Source organism: Afipia sp. 1NLS2 (assembly GCF_000178995.1).
Taxonomy (GTDB): Bacteria; Pseudomonadota; Alphaproteobacteria; order Rhizobiales; family Xanthobacteraceae; genus Afipia.
In genome coordinates, this window is the sequence record NZ_ADVZ01000001.1 from 414,913 (window position 1) to 440,992 (window position 26,080).

Annotated in this window: 26 protein-coding genes; 9 read left to right on the forward strand and 17 right to left on the reverse strand. The window is 63.0% G+C overall.

Annotated features, from left to right (window positions below):
* The first annotated feature begins 12 nt into the window (after window positions 1-12).
* Genes zwf through AFIDRAFT_RS02000 form a run of 4 tightly spaced genes read left to right on the forward strand, consistent with a single transcriptional unit; the run spans window position 13 to window position 3,615 of the window.
* Window positions 13-1,539 carry a glucose-6-phosphate dehydrogenase gene (zwf, locus tag AFIDRAFT_RS01985; RefSeq protein WP_009337329.1) on the forward strand — a complete coding sequence of 509 codons (1,527 nt, stop codon included), beginning with the start codon at window positions 13-15 and terminating at the stop codon, window positions 1,537-1,539.
* A complete protein-coding gene (gene pgl / locus AFIDRAFT_RS01990; protein WP_009337330.1) occupies window positions 1,536-2,276 on the forward strand; it encodes a 6-phosphogluconolactonase in 741 nt (246 codons plus the stop codon). Before zwf ends, pgl begins: the two co-directional genes overlap by 4 nt.
* Entirely contained in the window at window positions 2,276-2,815 is a 540-nt protein-coding gene (locus AFIDRAFT_RS01995; RefSeq protein ID WP_009337331.1) for a gluconokinase, read from the forward strand. The genes pgl and AFIDRAFT_RS01995 overlap by 1 nt, the downstream gene beginning before the upstream one ends.
* Complete coding sequence (locus AFIDRAFT_RS02000) at window positions 2,812-3,615, forward strand: Cof-type HAD-IIB family hydrolase (protein ID WP_009337332.1); 804 nt, start codon at window positions 2,812-2,814, stop codon at window positions 3,613-3,615. The genes AFIDRAFT_RS01995 and AFIDRAFT_RS02000 overlap by 4 nt, the downstream gene beginning before the upstream one ends.
* Here the strand turns inward: AFIDRAFT_RS02000 and AFIDRAFT_RS02005 are convergent.
* On the reverse strand, window positions 3,612-5,420 hold the full coding sequence (locus tag AFIDRAFT_RS02005; protein WP_040297965.1) for a glycoside hydrolase family 15 protein: 1,809 nt from the start codon (window positions 5,418-5,420) through the stop codon (window positions 3,612-3,614). The genes AFIDRAFT_RS02000 and AFIDRAFT_RS02005 overlap by 4 nt on opposite strands.
* Before the next feature lie 127 nt (window positions 5,421-5,547).
* Window positions 5,548-6,249, reverse strand: a complete 702-nt coding sequence (gene trhA / locus AFIDRAFT_RS02010; RefSeq protein WP_009337334.1) for a PAQR family membrane homeostasis protein TrhA — start codon at window positions 6,247-6,249, stop codon at window positions 5,548-5,550.
* A 170-nt stretch (window positions 6,250-6,419) separates the two neighbouring features.
* Between trhA and AFIDRAFT_RS02015 the strand changes: the two genes are divergently transcribed.
* The 4 genes from AFIDRAFT_RS02015 (at window position 6,420) to AFIDRAFT_RS02030 (ending at window position 9,672) form a co-directional block, all read left to right on the forward strand.
* The gene (locus tag AFIDRAFT_RS02015) at window positions 6,420-7,883 is read left to right on the forward strand and encodes a YcjX family GTP-binding protein (protein ID WP_009337335.1); all 1,464 of its coding nucleotides are present in this window, start codon (window positions 6,420-6,422) and stop codon (window positions 7,881-7,883) included.
* The gene (locus AFIDRAFT_RS02020; RefSeq protein WP_009337336.1) at window positions 7,880-8,950 is read left to right on the forward strand and encodes a YcjF family protein; all 1,071 of its coding nucleotides are present in this window, start codon (window positions 7,880-7,882) and stop codon (window positions 8,948-8,950) included. Before AFIDRAFT_RS02015 ends, AFIDRAFT_RS02020 begins: the two co-directional genes overlap by 4 nt.
* 67 nt (window positions 8,951-9,017) lie before the next feature.
* On the forward strand, window positions 9,018-9,260 hold the full coding sequence (locus AFIDRAFT_RS02025) for a hypothetical protein (protein ID WP_009337338.1): 243 nt from the start codon (window positions 9,018-9,020) through the stop codon (window positions 9,258-9,260).
* Between the two features lie 211 nt (window positions 9,261-9,471).
* Window positions 9,472-9,672 (forward strand): cold-shock protein, encoded by a 201-nt coding sequence (locus AFIDRAFT_RS02030; protein ID WP_009337339.1) that lies wholly within the window; start codon window positions 9,472-9,474, stop codon window positions 9,670-9,672.
* A 183-nt stretch (window positions 9,673-9,855) separates the two neighbouring features.
* Here AFIDRAFT_RS02030 and AFIDRAFT_RS02035 read toward each other — a convergent pair whose 3' ends face one another.
* The 3 genes from AFIDRAFT_RS02035 to AFIDRAFT_RS02045 form a co-directional block, all read right to left on the reverse strand.
* The gene (locus tag AFIDRAFT_RS02035) at window positions 9,856-10,101 is read right to left on the reverse strand and encodes a hypothetical protein (protein WP_009337341.1); all 246 of its coding nucleotides are present in this window, start codon (window positions 10,099-10,101) and stop codon (window positions 9,856-9,858) included.
* A 123-nt stretch (window positions 10,102-10,224) separates the two neighbouring features.
* Entirely contained in the window at window positions 10,225-10,992 is a 768-nt protein-coding gene (locus tag AFIDRAFT_RS02040; RefSeq protein ID WP_009337343.1) for a hypothetical protein, read from the reverse strand.
* A gap of 57 nt (window positions 10,993-11,049) precedes the next feature.
* Complete coding sequence (locus AFIDRAFT_RS02045; protein WP_009337344.1) at window positions 11,050-11,808, reverse strand: N-acetylmuramoyl-L-alanine amidase; 759 nt, start codon at window positions 11,806-11,808, stop codon at window positions 11,050-11,052.
* Window positions 11,809-11,906: 98 nt separating this feature from the next.
* Here AFIDRAFT_RS02045 and AFIDRAFT_RS02050 point away from each other — a divergent pair, with 98 nt between their 5' ends.
* The gene (locus tag AFIDRAFT_RS02050; RefSeq protein WP_009337346.1) at window positions 11,907-12,752 is read left to right on the forward strand and encodes an alpha/beta hydrolase; all 846 of its coding nucleotides are present in this window, start codon (window positions 11,907-11,909) and stop codon (window positions 12,750-12,752) included.
* A 4-nt stretch (window positions 12,753-12,756) separates the two neighbouring features.
* On the opposite strand, the gene AFIDRAFT_RS02055 is transcribed toward AFIDRAFT_RS02050, so the two are convergent.
* The 12 genes from AFIDRAFT_RS02055 to AFIDRAFT_RS02110 all read right to left on the reverse strand — a co-directional run bounded on the left by AFIDRAFT_RS02055 (window position 12,757) and on the right by AFIDRAFT_RS02110 (window position 26,073).
* Window positions 12,757-13,770 (reverse strand): LLM class flavin-dependent oxidoreductase, encoded by a 1,014-nt coding sequence (locus tag AFIDRAFT_RS02055; RefSeq protein ID WP_040297718.1) that lies wholly within the window; start codon window positions 13,768-13,770, stop codon window positions 12,757-12,759.
* Window positions 13,771-13,826: 56 nt separating this feature from the next.
* Complete coding sequence (locus tag AFIDRAFT_RS02060) at window positions 13,827-14,738, reverse strand: ketopantoate reductase family protein (protein ID WP_009337349.1); 912 nt, start codon at window positions 14,736-14,738, stop codon at window positions 13,827-13,829.
* Between the two features lie 97 nt (window positions 14,739-14,835).
* Window positions 14,836-16,038: an NnrS family protein gene (locus AFIDRAFT_RS02065; RefSeq protein ID WP_009337351.1), complete on the reverse strand. Its 1,203-nt coding sequence runs from the start codon at window positions 16,036-16,038 to the stop codon at window positions 14,836-14,838.
* A gap of 171 nt (window positions 16,039-16,209) precedes the next feature.
* On the reverse strand, window positions 16,210-16,935 hold the full coding sequence (locus tag AFIDRAFT_RS02070; protein ID WP_040297967.1) for a Crp/Fnr family transcriptional regulator: 726 nt from the start codon (window positions 16,933-16,935) through the stop codon (window positions 16,210-16,212).
* Window positions 16,936-17,048: 113 nt separating this feature from the next.
* Window positions 17,049-17,600 carry a DUF2478 domain-containing protein gene (locus AFIDRAFT_RS02075; protein ID WP_009337355.1) on the reverse strand — a complete coding sequence of 184 codons (552 nt, stop codon included), beginning with the start codon at window positions 17,598-17,600 and terminating at the stop codon, window positions 17,049-17,051.
* A complete protein-coding gene (mog, locus tag AFIDRAFT_RS02080) occupies window positions 17,569-18,141 on the reverse strand; it encodes a molybdopterin adenylyltransferase (protein ID WP_048756846.1) in 573 nt (190 codons plus the stop codon). The genes AFIDRAFT_RS02075 and mog overlap by 32 nt, the downstream gene beginning before the upstream one ends.
* Window positions 18,142-18,146: 5 nt before the next feature.
* Window positions 18,147-18,503: a hypothetical protein gene (locus AFIDRAFT_RS02085; RefSeq protein WP_009337359.1), complete on the reverse strand. Its 357-nt coding sequence runs from the start codon at window positions 18,501-18,503 to the stop codon at window positions 18,147-18,149.
* Window positions 18,504-18,515: 12 nt separating this feature from the next.
* Entirely contained in the window at window positions 18,516-19,340 is an 825-nt protein-coding gene (locus AFIDRAFT_RS02090; RefSeq protein ID WP_009337372.1) for a peptidylprolyl isomerase, read from the reverse strand.
* Between the two features lie 5 nt (window positions 19,341-19,345).
* Complete coding sequence (gene narI, locus AFIDRAFT_RS02095) at window positions 19,346-20,098, reverse strand: respiratory nitrate reductase subunit gamma (RefSeq protein ID WP_009337373.1); 753 nt, start codon at window positions 20,096-20,098, stop codon at window positions 19,346-19,348.
* Between the two features lie 13 nt (window positions 20,099-20,111).
* Window positions 20,112-20,813: a nitrate reductase molybdenum cofactor assembly chaperone gene (narJ, locus tag AFIDRAFT_RS02100; RefSeq protein ID WP_009337374.1), complete on the reverse strand. Its 702-nt coding sequence runs from the start codon at window positions 20,811-20,813 to the stop codon at window positions 20,112-20,114.
* Complete coding sequence (narH, locus tag AFIDRAFT_RS02105; RefSeq protein WP_009337375.1) at window positions 20,813-22,333, reverse strand: nitrate reductase subunit beta; 1,521 nt, start codon at window positions 22,331-22,333, stop codon at window positions 20,813-20,815. The genes narJ and narH overlap by 1 nt, the downstream gene beginning before the upstream one ends.
* Window positions 22,330-26,073: a nitrate reductase subunit alpha gene (locus AFIDRAFT_RS02110; RefSeq protein WP_009337376.1), complete on the reverse strand. Its 3,744-nt coding sequence runs from the start codon at window positions 26,071-26,073 to the stop codon at window positions 22,330-22,332. Before AFIDRAFT_RS02110 ends, narH begins: the two co-directional genes overlap by 4 nt.
* Window positions 26,074-26,080 lie beyond the last annotated feature (7 nt).

A 26,080-nucleotide genomic window follows, 5' to 3' on the forward strand; every position in this document is an offset into this window, starting at 1 on the left:
AGGAGTCTGCCCATGATGAATGCCGATACCGTGAACGCACGCGAGCGGATTCCGGATTCGTGCTGCTTCGTGATCTTCGGCGTCACCGGCGATCTCTCCCACCGGCTGGTCATTCCCGCACTCTACAATCTGGAAGAATCCGGCCTGCTGCCGGAAAAATTCTGCATCATCGGCGTGACGCGCACCGAGACCCAGAGCAAGACGCTCAAGACCGACCTGATGAAGGGGCTTGAGAAACATGCCACCCGCCCGGTGAAACAGGAGATCGCCGACAAACTGTTCGGCTGTCTCACCTCGATCCATGCCGATCCGAGCGATCCCAAATCCGTCGAGAACCTGAAGGCGCAGCTTGAAAAGGCCCGCAAAGACAAAGGTGTCACCAACCATCTGTTCTATCTTGCCGTGCCGCCCGGCGCGTTCAAGCCGATCAGCGAGATGCTGGGCGCAGCCGGCCTGCTCAAGGAAAAAGATGGTGCGTGGCGGCGGCTCGTCATCGAAAAGCCGTTCGGCACCGACCTGCAATCCGCCAAGCAGCTCAACGCTGATCTTCTCAAGCTTGCCGACGAGCACCAGATTTATCGCATCGACCACTATCTCGGCAAAGAGACGGTGCAAAACATCCTCGTGCTGCGCTTCGCCAACGGCATGTTCGAGCCGATCTGGAATCGCAACCACATCGATCATGTCCAGATCACCGTGTCGGAGACCATCGATGTCGGCACGCGTGGCAGCTTCTACGAACAGACCGGCGCGCTGCGCGACATGGTGCCGAACCATCTGTTTCAGTTGATGGCGCTGGTGGCGATGGAGCCGCCCTCGCGCTTCGATGCGCATTCGGTGCGCTCGGAGAAGGGCGAGGCGCTCGCCGCGATCCAGACCCAGACCGAGGCGGAGGCGCTGAAGAATTCAGTGCGCGGGCAATACCTCGCGGGCCGCATCGGCGACCGGCAGGTCGGCTATTACCGCCAGACCAAGGACGTCTCGCCGGACAGCACGGTGGAGACCTACGCCGCGCTGAAACTCACCATCGACAACTGGCGCTGGGCGGGCGTGCCGTTCTATCTGCGCACCGGTAAGGCGCTCGCCGCCAAACGCACGGAAGTCGCGATCCGCTTCAAGCAGGCGCCGTTCTCGATGTTCCGCACCACCGAGGTCGAACGGCTGTCGCAGAACTATCTGGTCATCGGCATCGAGCCGACCGAAGGCATCATGCTGCAGTTCAACACCAAGGTGCCCGGCCCACAGGTGACGATCGACGGTGTGGAAATGAAGTTCAGGTACAAGGACTACTTCAAGGCCTCGCCGAACACCGGTTACGAGACGCTGATCTACGATTGCATGATCGGCGACAACATCCTGTTCCAGCGCGCCGATGGTGTGGAAGCCGGATGGGCAGCGGTGCAGCCTTTTCTCGACGCGTGGAAGAAAGCCGGCGGCAAGGGACTTGCGATGTACCAGGCCGGCACCGACGGCCCCGAGGAAGCGCACGAGCTGCTGGAGCGCGACGGCCGCCGCTGGCGCGCCATCGATGGCGAATGACAATGCCCCGTCCGCGCATCATCATCGAGCGGGACGCGGTGGCCCTCGCCGAGCGGGCGGCGGAGCGCGTCGTTGCACGCGCCAGAGAGAACACCGGCGAGCCTGCGATCTGCCTCACCGGCGGCTCCACGCCAAAGCGGCTCTATCAATTGCTGGCGACGCCGGAATGGCGCAACCAGTTGCCGTGGCAGCGGGTGCAGTGGTTCATCGGCGATGACCGCTTCGTGCCGCCAGACGACGAACTCAGCAATATCGGCATGGCGCGCCATGCGTTCCTCGACGGCTGCGCGCCGCCCGAGAACATCCACGCGATCCCGACGGATGCAGCCTCGCCGGTTGAGGCCGCGCGGGCCTACGAACAGACCTTGCGCGAATTTCAGGCTCGCCATCGCACCGACGGCGCACCGCTGTTTGATCTCGTGCTGCTCGGCGTCGGGCCAGACGGCCACACCGCCTCGTTGTTTCCGGGCTATCCCGCCGCCTCCGAGACCGAGCATTGGGTTGCAGGCGTGCCGCAGGCGCATGTCGCACCCTTCGTGCCGCGCGTCAGCCTGACGCTGCCGTGCCTCGCGCAATGCCGCGAGATGCTGTTACTCGCCTCCGGTCACGACAAGCGCGCGATCCTGTCGCGCGTGCTCGCAGGCGAAGATTTACCAGCCGCACACGCGCAGTCGGCACGCGGCGAGACATGGTGGCTAATCGACAGGGCGGCAGCTCCAGAGTCCTGTGAGGCGTGATGGCAACCGATGCCGTCAGGATCATTGTCGTGATGGGCGTATCCGGATCGGGCAAGACCACGATCTCGGAGGCGCTTGCCGCGCGCACCGGTTTTGCAGAAGCCGACGGCGACGATTATCACCCCGCCGCCAATATCGAAAAAATGAAGGCTGGAATTCCGCTGACCGACGACGATCGCCTGCCCTGGCTGCATGCCATCGCGGACGCCATCGACCGTTACGCCGACGACAACACGCCGGTGATTATCGCCTGCTCCGCGCTGAAACGTGCCTACCGCGACATTCTCGTGCATGGCCGCAAGGATGTACGGATCGTCTACCTGAAAGGGCCAGCCGATTTGATCGCACAGCGCCTTAAGCATCGCAGCGGTCATTTCATGCCGCCAGAGTTGCTCAAGAGCCAGATCGACGCACTGGAACCACCGCAGCCCGGCGAACATATCCTTACAGTCGGCATCGACGCACCGGTGGAGCGCATCGTGGATACAATCATCACTGCCTTGCACCTCCCCGACAAACCAGGAGCCCGCACCTCATGAGCCCCGTTCGTCTGGTGGTTTCCGATGTCGACGGCACGCTGGTCACGCGCGACAAGCAATTGACACCCGGCGTCATCGCCGCTGTGCATCGCCTGCACACGCGCGGCATCGCATTCACAGTCGTCAGCAGCCGCCCGCCCTTCGGCATACGGATGCTGTCGGCGCCCTTGAAGCTCATGTTGCCGATGGGCGCGTTCAACGGCAGCACGCTCTTCAGCCCCGACGGCTCCATCATCGAGAACCACACCATTCCGCACGATGCCGTCGATGTCGCGCTCGACCTTCTCAACGAGCGGGGCGTGGAGATATGGCTGTTCACCGCGGAACGCTGGCTGGTGCGGCGCGGTGACACCCCCTATGTCGCGCGCGAGCGCCATACCATCGATTTCGAGCCGGAAGTCGTCGACGATAATGCGCTTCCGCGCGACGGCATCTGCAAGATCGTCGGCGTCAGCGAGGATTTCGAGTTGCTGGCAGCCTGCGAGCCAGACCTCAAAGCGGCGCTCGGCAAAGCCGCCCATGCGGCACGTTCGCAGAATTACTATCTCGACGTGACGCCACCCAGCCTTGACAAAGGCACCTTCGTCGAGGAAAGCGCTGCCCGGCTCGGCATTCCGCTCAAGGAGGTCGCCGTTATCGGCGACATGGCCAACGACCTGCCGATGTTCCTCAAGGGCGGGATATCGTTTGCGATGGGCAATGCCAGCGACGCGGTGAAGAAGCGCGCGACCTACACAACGTCATCCAATGAAGAAGACGGCGTGGCATCCGCCATCGACAAAATTCTGGCGCTTGCCTAGTTCTTCTTCGCGCGCTGCACGGCGGGTTTGTCGGGATGCAGTGCCGCAAAGATGTTCTGCGCGCTGTTGATCATCGCGATATGCGTCAGCGCCTGCGGGAAATTCCCGGTCTGCCGCCGCAGGGTCGGGTCGTACTCCTCCGACAACAGGCCGACATCATTGGCGATGCCGTGTACCCGCAAATAAAGCTCGCGCGCGTCGTCGACACGCCCGAGCAATACATAGACATCCGCAAGCCATAGCGTGCATGCCAGGAACGCGCCCTCGATCGGCTGCACTTCGCCGTCACGCGCCTCCTGCGGATCGTGCCGCAGCACGAATCCATCCTTCATCATGCGCCGTTCAATCGCGGCGATGGTGCCGATGATGCGCGGATCGTCCGGCTTGAGAAAGCCCACGGCGGGCAGCAACAGCAGGCTCGCATCCAGCATCTTCGAGCCATAGGCTTCGACGAAAGTATTTTCCTGCGCATCGAAGCCATTGGCGCAAATCTCGGCATGGATGCCGTCGCGGATGGCGCGCCATTCCTCCACCGGCCCTTTTCTGCCGAACTCTTCGACAGCAAGAACGGCTCGGTCAAACGCCACCCAGCACATGACCTTGGAGAATACATAATGGCGAGGCACGTCCCGCCGCTCCCAAATGCCGCAATCAGGCTCCATCCACACCTGCGCGAGATGCTTCAACAGCGCCGTCTCGACCGGCCACGTCTCGCCATTGAGCTGGATCTTGTGCACCCGCGCCTGATGGAAGGCGTCCATCAGCTCGCCATAGACATCGAGTTGCAACTGCGCGTGCGCGGCATTGCCGAACCGCACCGGCTTCGAGTTTTCATAGCCCGGCAGCCAGTCCGCCTGCCATTCCAGCAGGCGGCGCTGGCCGGTGATGCTGTACATGATCTGCATGTCGGCGGGCGCACCCGCCACCGAACGCAGCAGCCATTCGTGCCACGCGACGGCTTCCTCGACATAGCCGCTGTCGATCAGAGCGAGCAGCGTGAAGGTGGCGTCGCGCAGCCAGCAGAACCGATAATCCCAATTCCGCGCCCCGCCGACCTTTTCCGGCAGCGATGTCGTCGGCGCCGCGACGATGCCACCGGTCGGCGCGTAGGTCATGGCCTTCAGCGTGATCAGCGAACGCTGGATAAAGTCGCGATGCTTGCCCTTGAAATTGCAGCGAGAGGACCATTCCGTCCAGAACGACTCGGTCTCCTCCAGCGCGATCTCGATATCGATCGCCTCGGGCACCGGGAGATGCGAGGGATTGTAAGTCATCACGTAATGATACGTCTCGCCCTGGTGCACCTTGAAGTCGGAGACGGTGGTCATGCCTTCGCCGCGCATCTCGACATTGCTGCGCAACACCACCATGTCCGGCCCCGCGACCGCCTGCAGCGTACCGTCATCGAGCCGCCGCACCCATGGCACGTTGGCGCCGGAGCCGAAACGCAGCAGCAACTCCATCCGCATCTCGACCACGCCGGCATCGCCGCGCACCAGCCGCACGATGTCGGACGCCTCGCCACGCGGCGGCATGAAATCAATCAGCGTGCAGGTGCCGCTTTTGCAACTGAATGTGGTTTCGAGAATGAGGGTGCCGTCGCGATAGGCGCGTTTGGCGGTGACTGCCGCATCCTTCGGTGCAATCTTCCAGCGGCCATGCTCGGGCGTGCCGAGCATGGCCGCGAAACAGGCGTCAGAGTCGAATGTCGGCCAGCACAACCAGTCGATCGAACCGTCACGGCTTACAAGCGCGGTGGTGAGGCAATCCCCGATCAGGGCATAGTCTTCAATGGGAGACGGCAAAAACAACCTCGCAAACGGCATAATAAAACCGCGCCGAAAACGATGCGCGAAAACATAACCGCCGGGGCGTTGAAAAGTTCAACGTCCGCGTCTGAATTTCGTTGCAAGGTGAATGGAGGCGCAAGCCTCAGTTCGCGATCAGCACTGTATCGAGCACCGCGCTGTAATGGCAGGCAGCCGCGAGCAGCACGAAGCCATGCCAGATCGCGTTATGGAAGCGCAGCCGCTCCCAGGCATGAAAGATCACGCCGGCCGAATACAGCACACCCCCGATGGCGATCAGCCACAGCGTCGTGCTGGAGAGCGACGCCGCGATGGAATCGTAGGCTATCACTCCGCTCCAGCCGAGCGCCAGATAAAGTACGACGGCGAGCTTATCGAATCGGCCGGGGTAAAAAACCTTCAGCGCGATGCCTATCAGGGCAACGGACCAGACCCCGCCCATCAGCAGGAAGCCAAGCCTGCGGTCGGTCATCTGCGCCAAGAACGGCGTGTAGGTGGCGGCGATCAGCACGTAGATCGCCGAATGGTCGAACCGGCGTAAAACCCACTTCACCGGCGAGATCGGCCACAGATTGTAGATGGCCGAGAATGCCAGCATGGCGATGAGCCCCGCGGCATAGATCGAGGTGGTGACGAGATTGAGCGTCGAGGCATAGACCCCCGCGAGCACGATCAGCGTGGTCGCGGCGATCAACCCGAGCGACAGGCCGGTAACGTGAACGATGCTGTCGGCGATCAGTTCGGCCCGGTCGTAACACCAGTGCTTGGCTCCACGGCCGGGCAGCGGCGGGAAGGCCGTCAGATCTTTCAACCGGAAAATCGTCATCTATCAACCACTACGCTTTCGATCCAACCCTACGCCTTGACCCACAACAAAGCCCTACCGCCCCACAACGCGACAATTCCGGACGATCCACGTCATCTTGATTTTGGGTTCCATCATCGCCAGCTTTTTAGAGGTACCCACGCTATCCTCCCCTTTCATTTGATCGAATTATGGCACCAGGCCTGTCTGACATTCTTGACGATCTGCGGCTGTCGGCGCGCTCGCTGCTCGACTACAGCGAAAGCCTGCTCAACCCGACGGTCCGCCTCGGCGTCACAGGCCTGTCGCGCGCGGGCAAGACGGTGTTCATCACTGCACTCGTGCATGGCTTCCTGCGCGGCGGCCGCTTTCCAGTGTTCGAGTCGCTGTCCAGCGGGCGGATCGCGCGGGCGCGACTGGAGCCGCAGCCGGACGACGGCATTCCGCGCTTCGCCTACGAGGCGCATCTGTCCACGCTGATCGAGAAGCGGCTGTGGCCGCAATCGACCACCGACATCAGCGAATTGCGGCTCGCCATCGACTACCAGCGCGAGAACGGCGCGATGCGCACGCTGACGCTCGATATCGTCGACTATCCCGGCGAATGGCTGCTCGACCTGCCGCTGCTGCACAAGAGCTACGAACAATGGTCGGCGGAAAGCATTGCGCTGTCGCGGCAGGTGCCGCGCGCCGCGCTCGCCAGACCTTGGCATGAGCATCTTGAAAGCCTTGCGCCCGTCGCGCCGGAGAACGAAGCGGCGGCGGTGACGGCGGCAAAGCTCTTTACCGAATATCTGCGCGCCTGCCGCCACGAGCAATTCGCCATGAGCCTGCTGCCGCCCGGCCGCTTCCTGATGCCGGGCGCGCTTGCGAACTCGCCCGCCCTCACCTTCGCGCCGCTCGATCTGCCCACAGGCGGCACGCCTCCCGCAGGCTCGCTGTGGGCGATGATGCGCAGACGCTATGAGTCCTACAAAGACATCGTGGTGCGGCCATTCTTCCGCGACCATTTCGCCCGGCTCGACCGCCAGATCGTGCTGGTCGATGCGCTTGCCGCATTCAACGCCGGGCCGGAAGCCCTGCGCGACCTCGAAGGCGCGCTTGAAGGCATTCTCGATTGCTTCAACACCGGACGGCGCACGCTGTTGAGCATGATGTTCCGTCCGCGTATCGATCGCATCCTGTTCGCGGCCACCAAGGCCGATCACCTGCATCACCTGAGCCACGACCGGCTGGAAGCAATCCTGCGGCGGATGGTGGAACGCGCTGCCTCGCGCGCGGAATTCGCAGGCGCGACCACCGACGTGGTGGCGCTCGCCGCCGTGCGCGCCACCCGCGAGGCAAGCGTGCAGCATCACGGCGAGACGCTACCTTCCATCATCGGCACGCCAATGAAAGGTGAAGTCGCAGGCAAAGAGACGCTCGACGGCGAAAGCGAGGTCGCGACGTTTCCCGGCGACCTCCCGGCGTCACCGGATGCTCTGTTCAGCGAGGGGACGTTCAAGGGTTCAGGCTCCGCGCATCCCGGTGAAGCCGATTACCGCTTCCTGCGTTTCCGCCCGCCCCGGCTCGACGCCACGCAAGGCGAGCCCGCGCTGCCCCACATCCGCCTCGACCGCGCGCTGCAATTCCTGATCGGAGACAAACTGCAATGAGCGAGCGCAGCCATCCGCGCAAACCTGCTTCGTTCCGGCTCGACGATCCGCGCGTGACCGTTGCGGAAGCCGGCGAGAGCGGCCGTGCTTCGCATGGCGGCATCCGCATCACACCGGAACCGGATGCGCCTGCACTCCCGGCACCCGTCGCGACGCCTCACCCGCGCCGCCGCCGCTTTCCGTGGGGCGGGCTGTTCTGGACCGCGCTGGGCGGGCTTGTGGTGCTCGGCCTCGGCTTGGGTGCGGCCAACCTGATCGAGGACCTGTTCGCGCGCAGCGATGCGCTGGGCTTCACCGGCCTCGCGCTCGCGGTTCTGTGCGCGCTGGCCTTCGTCGTGATCGTCGCGCGTGAAGCACTCGCGCTCGCCCGGCTCGACACCATCGAACAGTTGCACGCCCGCGCCGACGCCGTGCTCGTCTCGGATGATCGCAAGGAGAGCGATGTCATCGTCCGCGATCTCTTGAAGGTCGCGCACGACAATCCACAACTTGCCCATGCCCGCGCGGTGATGCAGAGCCACACCCACGACATCATCGACGGCGCCGACATGCTGCGCCTCGCCGAACGGACACTGATGGCGCCGCTCGACCAGGAGGCGCGGCGGCTGATCTCGAGCGCGGCCTCGCGCGTCTCCATCGTCACCGCCGTCAGCCCTGGTGCTGTGATCGACATGCTGTTCGTGTTCGCGGCAGCGTTGCGGCTGGTGCGGCAACTCGCGCGGCTCTACGGCGGGCGACCCGGCACGCTCGGCATGATCCGGCTGATGCGACACGTCATCGCACATCTCGCCGTCACCGGCGGCATGGCGGCAAGCGACAGCCTGATCCAGCAGGTCCTCGGACACGGCGTTGCTGCGAAACTCTCCGCGCGGCTTGGCGAAGGTATTTTGAATGGCCTGCTCACCGCGCGCCTTGGCCTCGCCGCCGTCGACGTGACACGGCCGCTGCCGTTTTCGGCGCTGCCCCGCCCGGTCCTGTCCGATCTGGTGAAGGACCTGATGCGCCGCGCCGATCCGGCCGCCCGGATCGAAGCACAAAAAAATCCCGATTCCCCCGAACCGGAATGAACCCGCCCCGCGGGTCGCGCAACCAACGATTATCGGGCCAGTCCGGCCCTTTCATCGGAGAACGACCATGTTGCGCAAACTCACCCTTGGACTTGCCGCCGCCACCGCCCTGACCGTTGCCGCGCTCGCACCCACCGCCGCATCCGCCCATGGCTGGCATCACCATCACGGCTGGCACGGCGGCTTCGGTTACGGCCTCGGCGTCGGCCCGGTCTATGTCGGCGGCCCGGTTTATGACGACTGCCTGCGGCGCCAGCGCATCATGACGCGCCACGGCTATCGCTGGCGGACGGTGAACGTCTGCTACTGATCCGTGCGGTCACGAAGACCACTTTCCGGCCTGTCCCCCGGCCGGAAGGTGGTCTCTTCGCATTGCAATATACTCCCCGGCACACCGCCTCCGGCCCGGTACCACCCGGCGAATTCGGCTTTGCCGCTTTACCCCATGCATAAATTGCGTATCGTGTGCGCCGTTGGACACGCATCCGCGCGCCGACTGGTATCTTTCTGGAGAGTGACTAATGGCTAAAGGGACTGTGAAGTGGTTCAACCCGACCAAGGGCTACGGTTTCATCCAGCCCGCAGGCGGCGGCAAGGATGTGTTCGTGCATATCTCTGCGGTTGAAAAGGCGGGTCTGACTTCGCTGAACGAAGGACAGACCATCGAGTTCGAGGAAGTCGCCAACCGCGGCAAGACGTCGGCAGAAAACCTGAAGGTTTGATCCCGGCCTTCGCGAACCTGAAGTCTCTTCGGGTCCGCGCTCAATTCGGCACAAGATCGTTGATCGACTAAATCAAACCGACTGGGCAAGTCCCGAGGCCATCCACCGTCATTCGGTCGATTGGCCTTTTTATTTTGCCTGCATTTCGCTGGACCTACTGGCACAACAGCACAAGACGCAGGTTCAATACGAACACGGTCCCATCATGCGATCTTCGAGCGCGCGCCAGGCCCGCGGCGACATCCGCGGCATGCGCGGGTTATAGCTCGAACAATCCGTCGCCTTGTCGCCGGGCATCAGCACGCCGCCGCAATACGGACAGGCATTGTCATTGGCATGCGAGGGCCACACATCATCGTCTGCCTCGCGCACTTCCGCGGCAAAGAATTTGACGACGTTGTCCGGAGAAGAATTTATATCGCCCGTCATGCATGTACCTCATTGTCGATGAGGCGCACCATGCCAGCAAGATCATGCCGTAGCGTTCAAGCAAAGGCTCAAATTTTATCGGAGATTTTCAGCCCCGGGTTTACTCCCCGGTGAGGCAGGAACCTACCGTGCGATAATCAGGCCGCGGCTCGTGACCACCACCCAGCGCCCGTCCTGCCGGCGGATTGCATCAACCCGGCCCACGCCCGGCAATGGGTCGCCAGCATAGACCTCGAAAATACCGGCTCGGCCCTCGACCAGTGCGCCGCCATTGGCGACGGCGCGCACGACCCAGCCGTCGATGGTCGGCAATCGGGCGATCTGCGGCGCGGGCTTGGCCGGAACCGGCGCAGGCGCGGCGGGTGCGGGAATGCTGCCGGTCGCGTCGGCGGCTTTTATCTTCTCGAGCGCCTCGCCGAACTTGGCGATCTTGCTGGCATTGGTTTTGGCGGCGTTTTCAGCCGACATCTTCAACGACTGCAATTCGGAATTGACCTGCGCGAAAGCGTTATCGATCGCGCGGTTGCGCTCTGCCACGGCGGCCTGCGCCTTGTCATCCCTGCCGAAATGCTCGTTCGAGAACCAGGTGGTGCCGACGCTGCTCATCACACCGACAAGCGCCGCCACCCCGATCATCAGGGCCATCGAGGAGAACTGACGGGGGTTCTGCGGCTGCGGAGGCGCATCGCCGAACACGATATCTTCCCAGGAGCCCTGCGGCGGCAACCGCTGCAGCGTGATGTTTTTCGACCCGTCTCCGGAAAAATCCTTGGCCTTGCTCTCCGGAGAACCCTCGCTTTCGGCGCGTGCCGAAGCGGCGGGAACGAGCGACTGGCCGCCGCCATCACCCTGCGAATTGCCGGTATGGTGACTGTCGTCCTGCTCGTTCATGGCCCTGATCCCAAAGCTGTTTGACACTTTGGTAACCATGAATTTCTTGATGAATCGTTACGATCGGGCCGCCATCGCCTGCCGGGCCATCAGGAGCCGCAGCATCGTATCGATGCTGGAGCGATCCACTCGCCCATCGACCCGCGCGGGGCGGAAATGCCGCTGGAAGGCAGCGACGACGGCCTGCTTGGTCTCGCATGGATCGGAGAGCGCCACCCCGTATCCGTAAGTCGCGAGCGCCTCGACGAAAGCATCCAGTTCGCGCGGATTCGCTTCGAACCCCTCGTCGGATAGCGGCGCGGGCGCGACCCACAGCCCGACGCCCTCCGCCGCGAGCCTTTCCCACGGAAACCATTCGCCGGGGTCCTGCTTGCGCAGCGGCGCGATGTCCGAATGCGCCAGCACCTGATCGCGCGGGAGCGCCCGGCGTGCCGTGATGTCACTAGTGAGCGCGATCACCGCATCGATCTGCGCGTCCGGAAATGGCGGGCAGCCGCCGTCATGCCCCGGATTGACGATCTCGATGCCGATCGAGCGCGCGTTGAGGCCGCTCCACTCGCGCCAGCGCGAGACGCCCGCGTGCCAGGCGCGCTTGTCCTCGGCAACAAGCTGCACGATCTCGCCGCTCTCGCGCACGACATAATGGGAGGAAACTTTCGCCTCCGGGTCGCACAGCCGCGCCAGCGCCGCCTCTTCTTCCGGCATTCCGGTGTAATGCAGCACCACGACATCCACCGGACTCCCGTCACGCTCGTCGAAATTCGGCGAGGCGACGAAATGCGATGCGAATTTTGAGTCGGGGGCAGTGTCCGTCATCGCGCCATCAAGCCGTCGCCGCGATGCCACGTCAATGGCTGTTGGCCGGATGGAGCGGCTTTGCTAGCGTGGATTCTCTTTTCCAACCGGCTTTTCCGATGTCAGACACAAATGCTTCGCAGATCGTCTATCGCGGCATGACGCGCGCCCTGCTCGACGACGCCTACAACAACACCAAGGCCGTCGCCGACAGCCCGCAATGGCTCGTCGAATGGACGCATCGCAGCCAGGAATCCCGCAGGCGCTCCGATGCCGTGCTCGATTCGGCCTATGGACCACGCGAACGCCAGCGCTTCGATTACTTTCCCTCGGGCCGCAGCGGTGCGCCGCTGTTCGTCTTCATCCATGGCGGCTACTGGGTGCGCAACGCCATCGGGATGTTTTCGTTTCTCGCCGATGGACCGAACGCGCGCGGCATCGATTTCGCGGCTCTCGGCTATACGCTCGCGCCACAGGCACGGCTCGATGAGATCGTGGACGAAATCCGCCACGGCCTGACGCACCTGCAAAGGGCCACCGGATTCGGTTATGACCGTGAACGGATTTACGTCGGCGGCTGGTCGGCTGGCGGCCACCTCACCGCGATCACCGCCGATCATACGGCGGTGCGCGGCACCATGCCGATCAGCGGGATCTTCGACCTCGAACCGCTGTCGCTGAATTACCTCAACGATCCGCTGCAACTGACACCGGACGAGATCCGCGACCTCAGCCCGCAGCACCAATTGTGCGCGAGCCTGCCGCCCACCCGCATCATGTCAGGCGGAAACGAACTGCCCGAATTGCAGCGACAGTCCGCCGACTACGCCCGCGCCGCGCAGGCCGCTGGCCTCGACGCAAAGCTCTACGTGCTGCCGGGCCATCATCATTATTCGATCATGGACGAACTGGCGAAGCCGGACGGCATCCTGACGCAGACACTTGTGGAGCTCTGCGACCGGTAGGCCCTCACGCCAGCAGCTCGCGTACGCGCGGCATCACCTCGCGGCCGTAGAGTTCGATGCAGGTCATCAGCTTGCCGTGCGACAGCGTGCCGGCGCTGTATTTCAGATCGAAGCGCGACGCGCCGAGCGCCTTCACCGTCGCCGCGATCTTGCGCGCCACCGTGTCGGGCGAGCCGAGGTAGAGCGAGCCGCGTTCGATCTCACGTTCGAACTCCTCCTTCTCCATCGGCGGCCAGCCGCGTTCCGCGCCGATGCGGTCGCGCATACCTTTATAAGGCAGCCAGAATTCCTCGCGCGCCTGTTCGTCGGTCGCGGCGATATAGCCCGGCGAATGAATGCCGACCGGCTGCATCGGCGTTTTGCGCTGCTCATGGGTGCGGCGATAGAGATCGACATAGGGCGCAAAGCGCTGCGGATCGCCGCCGATGATCGCGAGCATCAGCGGCAGTTGATAATAGGCCGCGCGCACGACCGATTGAGGCGTGCCGCCGACGCCGATCCATGCCTTCAGCCGCCCGTGCTCGATGGGCGGGAAGATGCTCTGATTGACAAGCGGCGGTCGGATCGAACCTTCCCAGGTGACGGGCTCCTGCTTGAGTACCTCGACAAAAAGATCGAGCTTCTCCTGAAACAGCCGCTCGTACTGATCGAGCGGAAAACCGAACAGCGGAAAGGATTCGGTGAACGAGCCGCGCCCGAGGATGACCTCCGCACGCCCGTTCGAGGCGGCATCGAGCGTCGCGAACCGCTGGAATACGCGGATCGGATCGTCGGACGACAGCACCGTGACGGCGGTGCCGAGGCGGATGCGCGTCGTCTGGCCGGCAATCGCGGCCAGCACCGTTTCCGGCGCGGAGATCGCGAAGTCGGCGCGATGATGCTCGCCAAGGCCGATGAAATCGATGCCGAGACTGTCGGCCAGCACCGCTTCCTCGATCACGTCGCGGATCACCTGCGCGTGGGGCAGCAATTGCCCCGACGCATCGGCGGTCACGTCGCCGAACGTATCCAGTCCCATTTCGAGCAAGAGGCACCTCCGTCGCGGATAACAATGCGGCGGATGGGCCGCAGCGCCTATCTAGGTGCTTTTCCCGCGCGTTCCAGTTCGCGCAGTTTCACGGCCACCTGAAGCGCGAGGTTCGAGGGCGTGGGGATGCCGAATTCGGCCCCCTTGCGGACGATATGGCCGTTGAGGAAATCGATCTCGGTGGGCCTGCCGCGCGCCAGATCCTGCGCGGTGGAGGCATATTGATCCGGCATGACCTTCACCAGCGCGTAGGTCTTCTCGCGGATATCGGGCGAGACCGCGATGCCAAGCTCCGATGCCACCGCGATGCATTCGAGAATGGCGCTGTCCATCACCTCTTTCGTGCCCTCCACCTCGAACAGACGGCCGTAAGGCAGTTGCGCGATCGCCGACAGCGCGTTGTAGGCGCAGTTGATGATGAGCTTGTCCCACAGCCGCGGCAGCACCTCGCCCGACACCACGGTCGGGATCGCAGCATCCGCGAAGGTTTTCGCAATGTCATCGCTGCGCGGCGACGGGCCGATGATGAGATCGCCGCGCCCGTGATGCTGGATGTGGCCGGGCCCGCCCATTCCGGCCGCGACATACACGACGCTCGGCAGCACGACCTGTTTGAGCACGGCCGCGAGGCGTTCGGCATTGTCGACGCCATTCTGCAGCGAGATGACGACGGCATCGTTCTTGAGATGCGGCGCGATCTGTTGTCCCGCCTCCTCGGTGTCGGCGGACTTCACGCAGAACAGCACGACATCGGCCCCGGCGACGGCGGAGGGGTTGGTATTCGCACCGATCGGAATGACGCCATCGAAGATCGCGCTCTCAAACCGCAGGCCACCGCGTTTGGTGATGGCCTCGACATGCACCGGACGGCCGATCAGCGTCACCTCATGCCCGCCGCGCGCAAGCATGCCGCCGTAGAAACACCCAACGGCTCCAGCGCCCATCACTGCGATCTTCATGTCTGCTTCCCGTATTTATGGCGACAGACGATGTAGCAGATCGCACGAGCGGTCCAAAGTTAGCAGTTCGTGATACGTGACCTGCGCGTCAGAGATATCAGTCCCGATGTGAGGCTGCCCGCGGCCTCATCAGCGAAGGTCCATAGAAAACCGCGAAGCCAAAAAACGCGATCACCCAGGCCAACGCCGCAATATCCAGCAATGCGCCGCTCCAAACCGGGACCATGACCGCGGCGATGCGCGCGAGCGCGGCGATGATGACGGCCAGATAGATTCCCTGCGTCGACCACGAAGCCATCAGTTGCTGGCCGGTATGGCCCAGGCTCGCGCGCGTCATCACCGCCAAGGTCATGACGCCGGCGCCTCCCGCCATCCATGCATGGATGGCCGCGCTTGCGGGAAAAAGATCGAAGGCCGCCGCCGACGCCAGCAGAAAACCGGCCGGGATAAAAGCGTATCCGACATGCAGGATGAGAACGAGGCGCTCCTTGAATGTGCGATCCCCTGCCCACCGGCCGAGGCGAATGACATGCAGAATACCGGCCGCCGCAAGCAGGGCGCCGGCAAGAGGGCCGTCCCGATGAACAACCCACACCAGCAGCGTCACAGCGCTGAAGATGACGACCGCAGTATCGAATTTTGCAAAAGGAGACGGCAGGCGTCCCGGATTTTCGCGCACCAGCCAGTTGCGCGTGAAGCTCGGGATGATGCGCCCGCCAATCAGCATGATGAGCAGAACCACGACCGCGATTCCGACGCGAATGCCGTAATCCGCCGCGCCCGACACATGCGCCTCAAGATGAAACGCGATATTCCCGATGAGGAGCAGAACGACCAGCACGACGACCTTGAGATTACGCCAGTTCCGTCCCGCGAAAACCTCGCGCCCTGTGGCGGCCGCAATCAGCGCAAGAAAACTGGCGTCGATCAGCATGGCCGCGAGCCAGCCGATCCCCGCCGAACACGTCACGGAAAAACGTCCCAACAGCCACACGACGACCAGCACAAGCAACGGCCTGCCCTGTACCGGAAGCCGCCCGGTCCAACTCGGAATCGCCGTGAACAGAAAGCCGGTGATGACCGCCGGCAAATAGCCGTACAGCATTTCATGCACATGCCAGTCGCGCGGAACGAACGCGGTCCACAGCGTCAATTCGCCGAGAAACACCGGCAACCAGACCAGAATGGCAAGCCCCGCGTAGACCGCGCCCAGCAGGAAGAAAGGCCGGAATCCGTAAGATAGAATGGCGGGTCCTTGATAATCCCGGAGCCGCGGCACCGGCGAACGCTGTGTCATCATGCACCCAAGGCGGGATCGCTCCGGCAACTCCCCGATCGGCGCGTCCAAAAAACGAAGGGTTACATCCGCGCGACCGGTGGCCGGATCACGCTCTGCGAATAGTGAAAAGAAGCGCCGACAGAGATGACGTGGATCAATATCCGGCGTCTTTGCGGAAATAGCTGAACACGATCATCGCGCCCACGCCAGATCCTCGACGCGCGCGACATTCATCAAACGAACGCCTCTCGGAACGTTGACGATGAGTTTCTTCCGTTCCAGCCGCCGCAACGTGCGGCTGGCTGTTTCAATCGTCATGCCAAGGAAATCCGCGATGTCCCGCCGCTTCATCGGCAGCGGCAGGGTCTCCGGTATCTCGCCAAATCGCGCAAGCCGATCACGCCAGCCGATGAGAAACAGCGCAATCCGCTGCTCTGCCGAATGGCTCCCCAGCAACAACATCTGGTTTCTGGCCAAATGAAGCTCCCGCACTTCGAACTCATTCATGCTTCGCAGGATGTTCGGCTTGGATTCGACAAACCGTAAAAACTTGTCCCGGGAAAACCGGCAGGCAATAATCGGCGTAATGGCATCGGCCGAGAAACTGTAGCGGTCGGAGGATGTCGCTCCGAGAAAATCGCCCGGCAGGCCAAACCCGACAATATGACGCCGCCCGTCCGGCAACAGCCGATACAAGCGTGCGACACCCTGCGTCAGGTTGAAGACGTGGCGGGCCTTGTCGTCTTCGGAGAACAAGGCATCCTTCGTCGCAAAGTGCGTTTCCGGGCCAAGCCTTTCCATGGCGGAAAGCTCGGGCGCATCGAGTGCCGCGCAGATGCTGAGCGGCCGCGCCTGACAGTGCAGGCAGCGGCGCGGATAACCGCTGGGGAATTCTTCCGACAGGATCGATTGCGGCATCAGGCTCTGCCACGACGGATGCTTGGTTTCCATGCTCGTCCTCGCCATTTGCCCGTTACCTTCGTGTATCGGCATCCGTGAATACTCTTGTGTGACCAAAACCGGGCGGCGCTCTATCCGAGTCTCGCAAGCCAGCGCTCGATCTGATCGATGTCCCCCGGCAGCTCGGTCGCGAATTCATCTGCGAAATTCCGCCAGGCCTCAAGATTGCGCGCGGGAACGCCGATCACGACAGGGATGCCGCGCTCGAGCGCCTTGGCCATCACCCCGCACATGCCGCCTCCCTCCGCCTCTATTTTCCCGAACTTGTTCAGGACAAGAAGCGACGGGTTGGTCTCAAAGCCGCGCTCGATTTCCATCGCGGCTTCGAGCAAGGCTCCGACATCGAGGCGGCAGCCGCTCGCGCCCGAGCCACGGTCGTCGAACAGCACCGTGCGGCGTCCGCTGACGAGATCTTCCAGCACCACATCGCAACTCGGGTCCACGCCCTCGAATGCCGGGTATTGCAGAACGCCGGCCAGTGCCAGACCGCGTGCCTGGCACTGGCTGACGATCCATTTGAACAGCTCATCCGGATATTTGTCGTTCTCGTAGACGATCGCGCCAATATCCGGCGCGCTGTCCTGGACCGGCTCAATTGCCCGGGCGGAATGCAATGCACACATCGGAATCGACCTCGATTCGGCGCGCCCCGATCAGCTCGAGGCAATACGGAATGGCTGGAAAAATGGCGTTCAGGCAGACTTCGATAGCCGCCGGGCGCCCCGGCAAATTGACGATCAAGGAACGGTTGCGCGTCCCGGCGAGTTGCCGCGATAGAATCGCGGTTGGCACATGCTCCAGGCTGACCCGCCGCATCAATTCCCCAAAGCCAGCCAGTTCGCGGCCGATCACCATGCGCGTGCCTTCAGGCGTAAGATCGCGCGGCGCTGGACCCGTGCCGCCCGTCGTCAGAACCAGATCGCAGCCTTCACGGTCCGACAATTCGATCAATGCGCTGGCCACGCTCTCGGCGCCATCGGGCACGATCTTGAAAATGATGATCCAGTTTGAGCGGATGGCCTTCTTCAGAAAATCGCCGACGGCCTTCCCGCTCTTGTCTTCATAAATGCCTTCGCTCGCGCGGTCGGAGACGACAAGGACACCGATCCGCGCCAGCGTTCCCGATCCGACAAAAGAGTCCGGTCCGTCGCGGTCGATATCCATGTGGTTCATGAGCAGCCTCCATGTCCGCCGCAGGTGCAACCTTCATGAGAGTGGCCGCCCTCCTCCGGCGCAGCCGCCATCGCTTCGTCATGCTTCAGCGACCAGCCGACCATGTAGGTCAGGCATCCCGTGCCGGGATCGCTGGCGCGCTCCAGAACGTTCATCAGCCCGAGCCAGTCCTCGCTCTCCGCAAGGCTGGAAAAGCGCCGCACCGCTCCGGACGCATACTCACCGACGGTTTCGCCAAACCGGCTTGTCATGGCATCCACGCGGGCCAGCAACGCCACGTCGCCACAAGCAACCAGCGCTTCGGCGGCATTCGCTTCGTCATCAAAGCCGCGTATCACTTCACCGAGTTGCATGCCGGGCTCCCTCTATTGCACCAATGGCGTGTCCGTCGCCGCCAGCGAGATACCCGTGATCTCGGCTTGGCCCGCAAGGATCGAGATGTATTGCGCGAGCGCACGATGCTCGACGCTGGTGGCGAGATAACCCGCGATCCGTTCTTTCGCGAGTTCGAACGGCAACGTCTGCCCTTCGGCGCGGCGATCCAGCCGCACCACATGGAAGCCGTACCGGGTTTCTGCAATCGCCATCTCGCCCGGCTGCATCCGCTCCAGCGCCGCCTCGAATTCAGCCACGGTCTGGCCGCGCGAGATCTGACCAAGACGGCCGCCCTCCGCCGCGGAGGTCGAACACGCCGAATGGTTCGATGCCATGTCGGCAAAAACCGCCGGATTTTCCTTCACCGCCGCGAGAATGGTTTCGGCCTGCTCACGCGCCGCCACCCGTGCCGCCTGGTTGTCACGTGGCGCGGCGATCAGGATGTGGGCGGCCTCGTAAAGATCGCCGAGCCGGAAACGCTGAATGTTCTGTTCGTAGAAGCGGCGGCAGGCCGCCTCATCCGGCTCCGGCGTCTTGACCTCGCGCTCGACCAGCGCGCGCATCGCGGCTTCCTCGGCGGTTTCGCGCCGCCCATCCGGATCGCACAGCGCCTCGGTTTCGATGCCGAGCCGAGCTGCTTCCTGCAACAGCAGTTCGCGCACCACGAGTGCGCGCGCCGCCGCCTGCCAGGCATGGATCGGCTTGTCCGCCGGATGGTTCTGCACCTCCTGCGCGATGGCTTCGCGGGAAATTACCACGCCGTTGACGCTGATTGCCTTCGGCTTCGGCAAAGCAGTTGAGACCGAACAATCCATGGCCTTTACTCCGCAGGCTGGATCGGCGGCGGGGCGGGCATCCGGGTTGCCGCGACAGGCACCGGGCCGCTGCCCGGACGGCTGCGCACAACCTGATAGCCGCGGCGGCCGAGGTACCAGACCGGTGCGCTCCAGATATGCACGAGGCGCGTGAACGGGAAGACGAGGAAGATCGTCATGCCGAGCATCAAATGCGCCTTGAAGATCGGGTGCACGTCGAGGACATAGTGCGCAGCATCCGGCTGCAACGTGACGATGGCCTGCGCCCAGTTCATGAACTTCACCATCTCATGGCCGTCGAGATGTCCAGCCGACACCGGAATGGTGGCTAGGCCGAGCAGAAGCTGCGCGAACAGGATCAGGAGAATCGCGGTGTCGCCGAACGACGAGTTGGCACGGATTCGCGGATCGAACAGCCGGCGATGCGTGAGCAATGAAATGCCAACAAGGCACATCAGACCGGCGATGCCGCCGGCGGTCATCGCCAGTATCTGCTTGAAGGTGTGCGAGATGCCCATCATGTCGAACACCCAGATCGGCGTCAGCAGGCCGACGAAGTGGCCGCCAAAGATCACCAGAATTCCGATGTGAAACAGGTTGGAGCCCCACATCAACTGGCGGCGGCGCAGCAACTGGCTCGAGCCACTGCGCCATGTGTATTGCTCACGGTCGAAACGGAACAGGCTGCCGAACAGGCAGACGATGGCGCACAGATACGGATACCAGCCGAAGGCGATGGAATTGAGCGTCGTGTACATCTGTCCCTCCTTCTCAGGCTGCCGGTGATTTGACGGCGCGCGAGGCGTGGCGCAGCCGTGACTGCAATCCGTCGCGGCCGCATGACGATTGGCTCTGCGCGGCGGGTCCGAAATTGACTTCCTCTTCTTCCCACGCGGCATCGAGCGCTGCGAAGTCCATCGGATCTGGGTCCGGCCCCTTCAACAATTCCTCGACCGCATCGCGCTCGGGCTGCTGCTCGGCAATCGCAACCAGTGCATCAAAGACAGCCTTGTAGTTCGATTCGCGGCGCTCCAGCCGCTCGGCGATAGCGGCGAGAATGTGCGCGGGTTGCCCCAGCAATTCGCGCGCCGCCGCAATCGGCTGGGTCGACAGAAATTCGAGGAACAGCGGAATGAAATCCGGCAGATCATTCGCGGTGATGAAGAAGCCCGCGTTCTCATACAGCGTCTTCAGATCGACCATCGCCTGGCCACGGTCGCGGCTTTCGCCGTGAACATGCTCGAACAGATGCAGCGCCAGCGAGCGGCTGCGGTCGAACAGCAAGCCATAACGCTCCTGCAGATCATAGAGATCGCTAGCCGCCAGCTCATCAAGCAGCACATCGAGCTTCTCGCGCGCGGCGAGCGGCACCAGCGCCTCATCATCCAGCACCGCGCCGAACAGCGGCGCGGCTGCAACGAGGTCTTCCGAAGGATAGGTCAGAAGCGCGGACAACACCTTGAACGTCTTCATCACACCACCTCCATCGGGTTCTTGGTCTTGCGGGGCGAACCGAACAGATTGACCTCGGTTTCGCCGCCGCCGCAGCCATTGCCGAACGAGAAGCCGCACGAGCCGCGCATGTCGTAGGCGTCGGCACCGAGTTCGCGGTGCGCGGTCGGGATCACGAAACGGTCCTCGTAATTGGCCAGCGCCATGATCTTGTACATCTCGTCGATCTGCGCGCCCTTGAGGCCGACACGATTGGCAATGGCCTCGTCGATCACGCCGTCCACCGTCTTGGCACGCATGTAGCTGCGCATCGCCAGCATGCGCTCGAGCGCGAGCGCCACCGGCTCCTCGTTCCCCGCGGTCAGGAGATTGGCGAGATAACGCATGGGAATCCGCAGCGAGCGGACATCGGGCATCTCACCGTCGAGGCCGATCTTGCCGGCCGACGCCGCCGAAGTGATCGGCGACAGCGGCGGCACGTACCAGACCATCGGCAGCGTGCGGTATTCCGGATGCAGCGGGAACGCGACCTTCCATTCCATCGCCATCTTCCAGATCGGCGATGCCTTGGCGGCTTCCAGCCACGCATGCGGAATGCCCTGACGCTCGGCTTCGGCGATCACGGATGGATCGTTCGGATCGAGGAAGACGTCGAGCTGCGCCTGATAGAGGTCGCGCTCGTCCGGCTTGCTGGCGGCTTCTGCGATGCGGTCGGCATCGTAAAGCACGACGCCGAGATAGCGGATGCGGCCGACACAGGTTTCCGAGCACACCGTCGGCTGCCCCGCCTCGATGCGCGGATAGCAGAAGATGCACTTCTCGGATTTGCCCGACGACCAGTTGTAATAGATCTTCTTGTAGGGGCAGCCGGAGACGCACATGCGCCAGCCGCGGCACTTGTCCTGATCGATCAGGACGATGCCATCCTCCTCGCGCTTGTAGATCGCGCCGGATGGGCACGACGCGACGCAGGTCGGGTTGAGACAGTGCTCGCACAACCGCGGCAGATACATCATGAAGGTGTTTTCGAACTGGCCGTAGATGTCCTTCTGCACGCCGTCGAAATTGTAATCCTTCGAGCGCTTGGCGAACTCGCCGCCGAGGATTTCCTCCCAGTTCGGCCCCCACTGGATCTTCTCCAGCCGCTCACCGGATATGAGTGAGCGCGGCCGCGCGGTCGGCATCGCCTTCATGTCCGGCGCGTTCTGCAGATGCTCGTAATCGTAGGTGAAGGGCTCGTAGTAATCGTCGATTTCCGGCAGGTCGGGGTTGGCGAAAATATTCGCCAGCACCCGCCATTTACCGCCGATGCGCGGCGCGATCGAACCGTCGCGCCGGCGCACCCAGCCGCCTTTCCAGCGCTTCTGGTTCTCCCAGTCCTTCGGATAGCCGATGCCGGGCTTGGTTTCGACGTTATTGAACCATGCGTATTCCATGCCTTCGCGGCTGGTCCAGACATTCTTACAGGTCACGCTGCAGGTGTGGCACCCGATGCACTTGTCGAGATTGAGCACCATGGCGATCTGGGAACGGATTTTCATTCTGCAGCCTCCAGGCTTGCGCTCGATGCGGCGACAGGCTCGTCCAGCCAATCCACCTTTGTCATCTTGCGGACGATCACAAATTCATCGCGGTTGGAGCCGACGGTGCCGTAGTAATTGAAACCGTAGGCCTGCTGCACATAACCGCCGATCATATGGGTCGGCTTGAGCACGACGCGGGTCACCGAGTTGTGGATGCCACCGCGCTGGCCGGTCTGCTCGGAGCCCGGCATGTTCACGATCTTCTCCTGGGCGTGATACATCATGCACATGCCCTGACGGACGCGCTGCGACACCACCGCACGCGCTACCAGCGCGCCGTTGGTGTTGAACACCTCGATCCAGTCGTTATCGACAAGGCCCGCGCTCTTCGCATCGATCTCGCTGATCCAGACAATCGGCCCGCCGCGCGACAGCGTAAGCATCAGAAGATTGTCGGTGTAGGTCGAGTGGATGCCCCACTTCTGGTGCGGCGTGAGGAAGTTCAGCACGATCGACTTGTTGCCGTTCGGCTTGCGGTCGATCACGGGCTTCACCGACTTCGTGTCGATCGGCGGCCGATAGACGCAGAAGCCTTCGCCGAACGCCCGCATCCACAGATGATCCTGATAGAGCTGCTGACGGCCGGTCAGCGTGCGCCACGGGATCAGTTCGTGAACGTTGGTGTAGCAGGCGTTGTAGCAGACGCTTTCCGACTCAAGCCCCGACCAGATCGGCGAGGAGATGATCTTGCGCGGCTGCGCGACAACGTCGCGGAAGCGGATCTTCTCGTCCTCCTTCGGGATCGCGAGATGGGTGTGGTCGCGGCCGGTGAATGTGCCGAGCGAACTCCACGCCTTCACCGCAACCTCGCCATTGGTCTCCGGCGCGAGCGAGAGCAGCACCTCGCAGGCGTCGATATCGGTGTCGATCTTCGGCAGGCCCTTGCTCGGCCCCTCCTCGGTCACGACCCCGTTGAGACGCTTGAGCAGCGCAACCTCGTGCTCGGTGTTCCAGTTCATGCCTTTGCCGCCATTGCCGAGCTTGCTCATCAGCGGGCCAAGCGAAGTGAACTGCTTGTAGAGATTCGGATAGTCGCGCTCGACCACAGCGACCGCCGGCATGGTCTTGCCGGGGATCGGATCGATCTCGCCTTTCTTCCAATCCTTGACGTCAAACGGCTGCGCGATCTCGCCGGGCGAGTCGTGCATGATCGGCGTCAGCACCACGTCTTTCTCGACGCCAAGCACCTCAGGCGCGACCTGCGAGAACGACTTCGCGATGCCCTTGTAGATTTCCCAGTCGGAACGCGACTCCCACACCGGATCGATCGCGGCAGTCAGCGGGTGGATGAAAGGATGCATGTCCGAGGTGTTGAGATCGTTCTTCTCGTACCAGGTCGCGGTCGGCAGCACGATGTCCGAGTACATGCAGGTGGTGGACATGCGGAAGTCGAGCGTGACGAGAAGGTCGAGCTTTCCTTCCGGCGCCTCCTCGTGCCAAGCCACCTCGGACGGCTTGCGGCCGCCGACATCGCCGAGATCCTTGCCGATCACGCCGTGGCTGGTGCCGAGCAAATGCTTGAGGAAATATTCGTGCCCCTTGCCCGACGCACCGAGCAGGTTGGAGCGCCAGACGAACAGATTACGCGGCCAGTTCTTCGGATTGTCCGGGTCTTCGCAGGACATCTTCAGTTCGCCGGACTTCAGCGCCTTGGCGACATAGTCCTTGGCTTCCATGCCCGATGCCTCTACCTGCATCGCCACGTCCAGAGGATTGGTCTGAAGCTGCGGCGCGGACGGCAACCAGCCCATGCGCTCGGCGCGGACGTTGTAATCGATCAACGCGCCATCCCACGGCCCCATCGGCGCGGTCGGCGACAGCACGTCCTTGACGTCGAGCGTCTCGTAACGCCACTGGTCGGTGTGCGCGTAAAACGCCGAGGTCGAGTTCATCTGCCGCGGCGGCCTGCTCCAATCGAGACCGAAAGCGAGCGGCACCCAGCCGGACTGCGGCCGCAGCTTTTCCTGACCGACATAATGCGACCAGCCTCCGCCGGACTGGCCGACGCATCCGCACATCACCAGCATGTTGATGATGCCGCGATAGTTCATGTCCATGTGGTACCAGTGATTAAGACCGGCGCCGACGATCACCATCGAGCGGCCGTGGGTCTTCTCGGCATTGCGGGCGAATTCGCGCGCCACCGTGATGATCTGATCGCGCGGCACGCCGCTGATCTGCTCTGCCCAGGCCGGCGTATAGGGCTCGATCTCGTCGTAACCCTTGGCGATGTTCTCGCCGCCGAGGCCACGATCAATGCCGTAATTGGCGACGAACAGATCGAACACCGAGGCCACCAGCGTTTCGCCATCGGCAAGCTGCAACGTCTTCACCGGAATGTTGCGCGTGAGCACGCCCGGATGATCGGTGCCGCGAAAATGGTCATGCTCGCGATTGCCGAAATACGGGAATCCGACCTTGGCGACGTCGTCCTGAATATCCATCAGCGACATGCGCAGCCTGGTGTCGCCGCCCGCCGCCTTCTCCTCGAGATTCCAGTTACCTTTCTCGCCCCAGCGGAAACCGATCGAGCCGTTCGGCGCGACGATTCCGCCGCTGACCTCGTCATAGGCGACGGTCTTCCACTCTGGATTGTTGGCCTCATTGAGGCCGTCGACGAAATCCGACGCGCGCACGAAGCGATCCGGAATGTAATGATCGCCCTGCTTCACCAGCCGCACCAGCATCGGCATGTCGCTGTAGCGGCGCATGTAGTCATCGAAATACGCCGTCTTCCTGTCGATGTGGAATTCGCGAAGGATGACATGGCCCATCGCCATCGCCACCGCCGCATCGGTGCCCTGCTTCGGCGACATCCACATGTCGGCGAATTTCGACGCCTCGGAATAATCCGGGCAGATCACCACGCTCTTGGCGCCCTTGTAGCGCGCCTCGGTGTAGAAATGGGCATCCGGCGTGCGCGTCTGCGGCACGTTGGAGCCCCACAGGATCAGGAATCCGGCGTTGTACCAGTCGGCACTTTCCGGCACGTCGGTCTGTTCGCCCCAGGTCTGCGGCGAAGCCGGCGGCAAATCGCAGTACCAGTCGTAGAACGACATGCAGACGCCGCCGAGCAGCGACAAGTAGCGCGCACCCGAGGCGTAGCTGACCATCGACATCGCCGGGATCGGCGAGAAGCCGAACACGCGGTCGGGGCCGTGAGCCTTCACCGTGTACGCATTCGCCGCGCCGATGATCTCGTTGACCTCATCCCAGTTCGCGCGGACGAAGCCGCCAAGGCCGCGCCGCTTGGTGTAAGCGGCGCGCTTTTCCGGATTCTCGACGATCGACTTCCACGCCGCGACCGGCGTCAGCGTCGCCCGCGCTGCGCGCCACAGCTTGAGCAGCCGTGAGCGCACCAGTGGATATTTCACGCGATTGCCGGAATACAGGTACCAGCTATAGCTCGCGCCGCGCGGACAGCCGCGCGGCTCGTGGTTCGGCAGATCGGGCCGCGTACGCGGATAGTCGGTCTGCTGGGTTTCCCAGGTGACGATGCCGCCCTTGACGTAGACCTTCCACGAACACGAGCCCGTGCAGTTCACGCCGTGCGTGGAGCGCACGATCTTGTCGTGCTGCCAGCGCTTGCGGTAGCCGTCCTCCCACGACCTGTCTTCCGTCGTGGTGATGCCGTGACCGCCGGCGAATTCGGTTCTGGTTTTCGTGAAGAACGAAAGCCTGTCAAGAAAATGGCTCATCAGCCTC

Excerpts from the sequence above, each read along its gene's own strand:
- zwf (WP_009337329.1), top strand. The coding sequence starts at position 13 with ATGATGAATGCCGATACCGTGAACGCACGCGAGCGGATTCCGGATTCG.
- pgl (WP_009337330.1), top strand. The coding sequence starts at position 1,536 with ATGACAATGCCCCGTCCGCGCATCATCATCGAGCGGGACGCGGTGGCC.
- AFIDRAFT_RS01995 (WP_009337331.1), top strand. The coding sequence starts at position 2,276 with ATGGCAACCGATGCCGTCAGGATCATTGTCGTGATGGGCGTATCCGGA.
- AFIDRAFT_RS02000 (WP_009337332.1), top strand. The coding sequence starts at position 2,812 with ATGAGCCCCGTTCGTCTGGTGGTTTCCGATGTCGACGGCACGCTGGTC.
- trhA (WP_009337334.1), bottom strand. The coding sequence starts at position 6,249 with ATGACGATTTTCCGGTTGAAAGATCTGACGGCCTTCCCGCCGCTGCCC.
- AFIDRAFT_RS02015 (WP_009337335.1), top strand. The coding sequence starts at position 6,420 with ATGGCACCAGGCCTGTCTGACATTCTTGACGATCTGCGGCTGTCGGCG.
- AFIDRAFT_RS02020 (WP_009337336.1), top strand. The coding sequence starts at position 7,880 with ATGAGCGAGCGCAGCCATCCGCGCAAACCTGCTTCGTTCCGGCTCGAC.
- AFIDRAFT_RS02025 (WP_009337338.1), top strand. The coding sequence starts at position 9,018 with ATGTTGCGCAAACTCACCCTTGGACTTGCCGCCGCCACCGCCCTGACC.
- AFIDRAFT_RS02030 (WP_009337339.1), top strand. The coding sequence starts at position 9,472 with ATGGCTAAAGGGACTGTGAAGTGGTTCAACCCGACCAAGGGCTACGGT.
- AFIDRAFT_RS02035 (WP_009337341.1), bottom strand. The coding sequence starts at position 10,101 with ATGACGGGCGATATAAATTCTTCTCCGGACAACGTCGTCAAATTCTTT.
- AFIDRAFT_RS02040 (WP_009337343.1), bottom strand. The coding sequence starts at position 10,992 with ATGAACGAGCAGGACGACAGTCACCATACCGGCAATTCGCAGGGTGAT.
- AFIDRAFT_RS02045 (WP_009337344.1), bottom strand. The coding sequence starts at position 11,808 with ATGACGGACACTGCCCCCGACTCAAAATTCGCATCGCATTTCGTCGCC.
- AFIDRAFT_RS02050 (WP_009337346.1), top strand. The coding sequence starts at position 11,907 with ATGTCAGACACAAATGCTTCGCAGATCGTCTATCGCGGCATGACGCGC.
- AFIDRAFT_RS02055 (WP_040297718.1), bottom strand. The coding sequence starts at position 13,770 with ATGGGACTGGATACGTTCGGCGACGTGACCGCCGATGCGTCGGGGCAA.
- AFIDRAFT_RS02060 (WP_009337349.1), bottom strand. The coding sequence starts at position 14,738 with ATGAAGATCGCAGTGATGGGCGCTGGAGCCGTTGGGTGTTTCTACGGC.
- AFIDRAFT_RS02065 (WP_009337351.1), bottom strand. The coding sequence starts at position 16,038 with ATGATGACACAGCGTTCGCCGGTGCCGCGGCTCCGGGATTATCAAGGA.
- AFIDRAFT_RS02070 (WP_040297967.1), bottom strand. The coding sequence starts at position 16,935 with ATGCCGCAATCGATCCTGTCGGAAGAATTCCCCAGCGGTTATCCGCGC.
- AFIDRAFT_RS02075 (WP_009337355.1), bottom strand. The coding sequence starts at position 17,600 with ATGTGTGCATTGCATTCCGCCCGGGCAATTGAGCCGGTCCAGGACAGC.
- mog (WP_048756846.1), bottom strand. The coding sequence starts at position 18,141 with ATGGATATCGACCGCGACGGACCGGACTCTTTTGTCGGATCGGGAACG.
- AFIDRAFT_RS02085 (WP_009337359.1), bottom strand. The coding sequence starts at position 18,503 with ATGCAACTCGGTGAAGTGATACGCGGCTTTGATGACGAAGCGAATGCC.
- AFIDRAFT_RS02090 (WP_009337372.1), bottom strand. The coding sequence starts at position 19,340 with ATGGATTGTTCGGTCTCAACTGCTTTGCCGAAGCCGAAGGCAATCAGC.
- narI (WP_009337373.1), bottom strand. The coding sequence starts at position 20,098 with ATGTACACGACGCTCAATTCCATCGCCTTCGGCTGGTATCCGTATCTG.
- narJ (WP_009337374.1), bottom strand. The coding sequence starts at position 20,813 with ATGAAGACGTTCAAGGTGTTGTCCGCGCTTCTGACCTATCCTTCGGAA.
- narH (WP_009337375.1), bottom strand. The coding sequence starts at position 22,333 with ATGAAAATCCGTTCCCAGATCGCCATGGTGCTCAATCTCGACAAGTGC.
- AFIDRAFT_RS02110 (WP_009337376.1), bottom strand. The coding sequence starts at position 26,073 with ATGAGCCATTTTCTTGACAGGCTTTCGTTCTTCACGAAAACCAGAACC.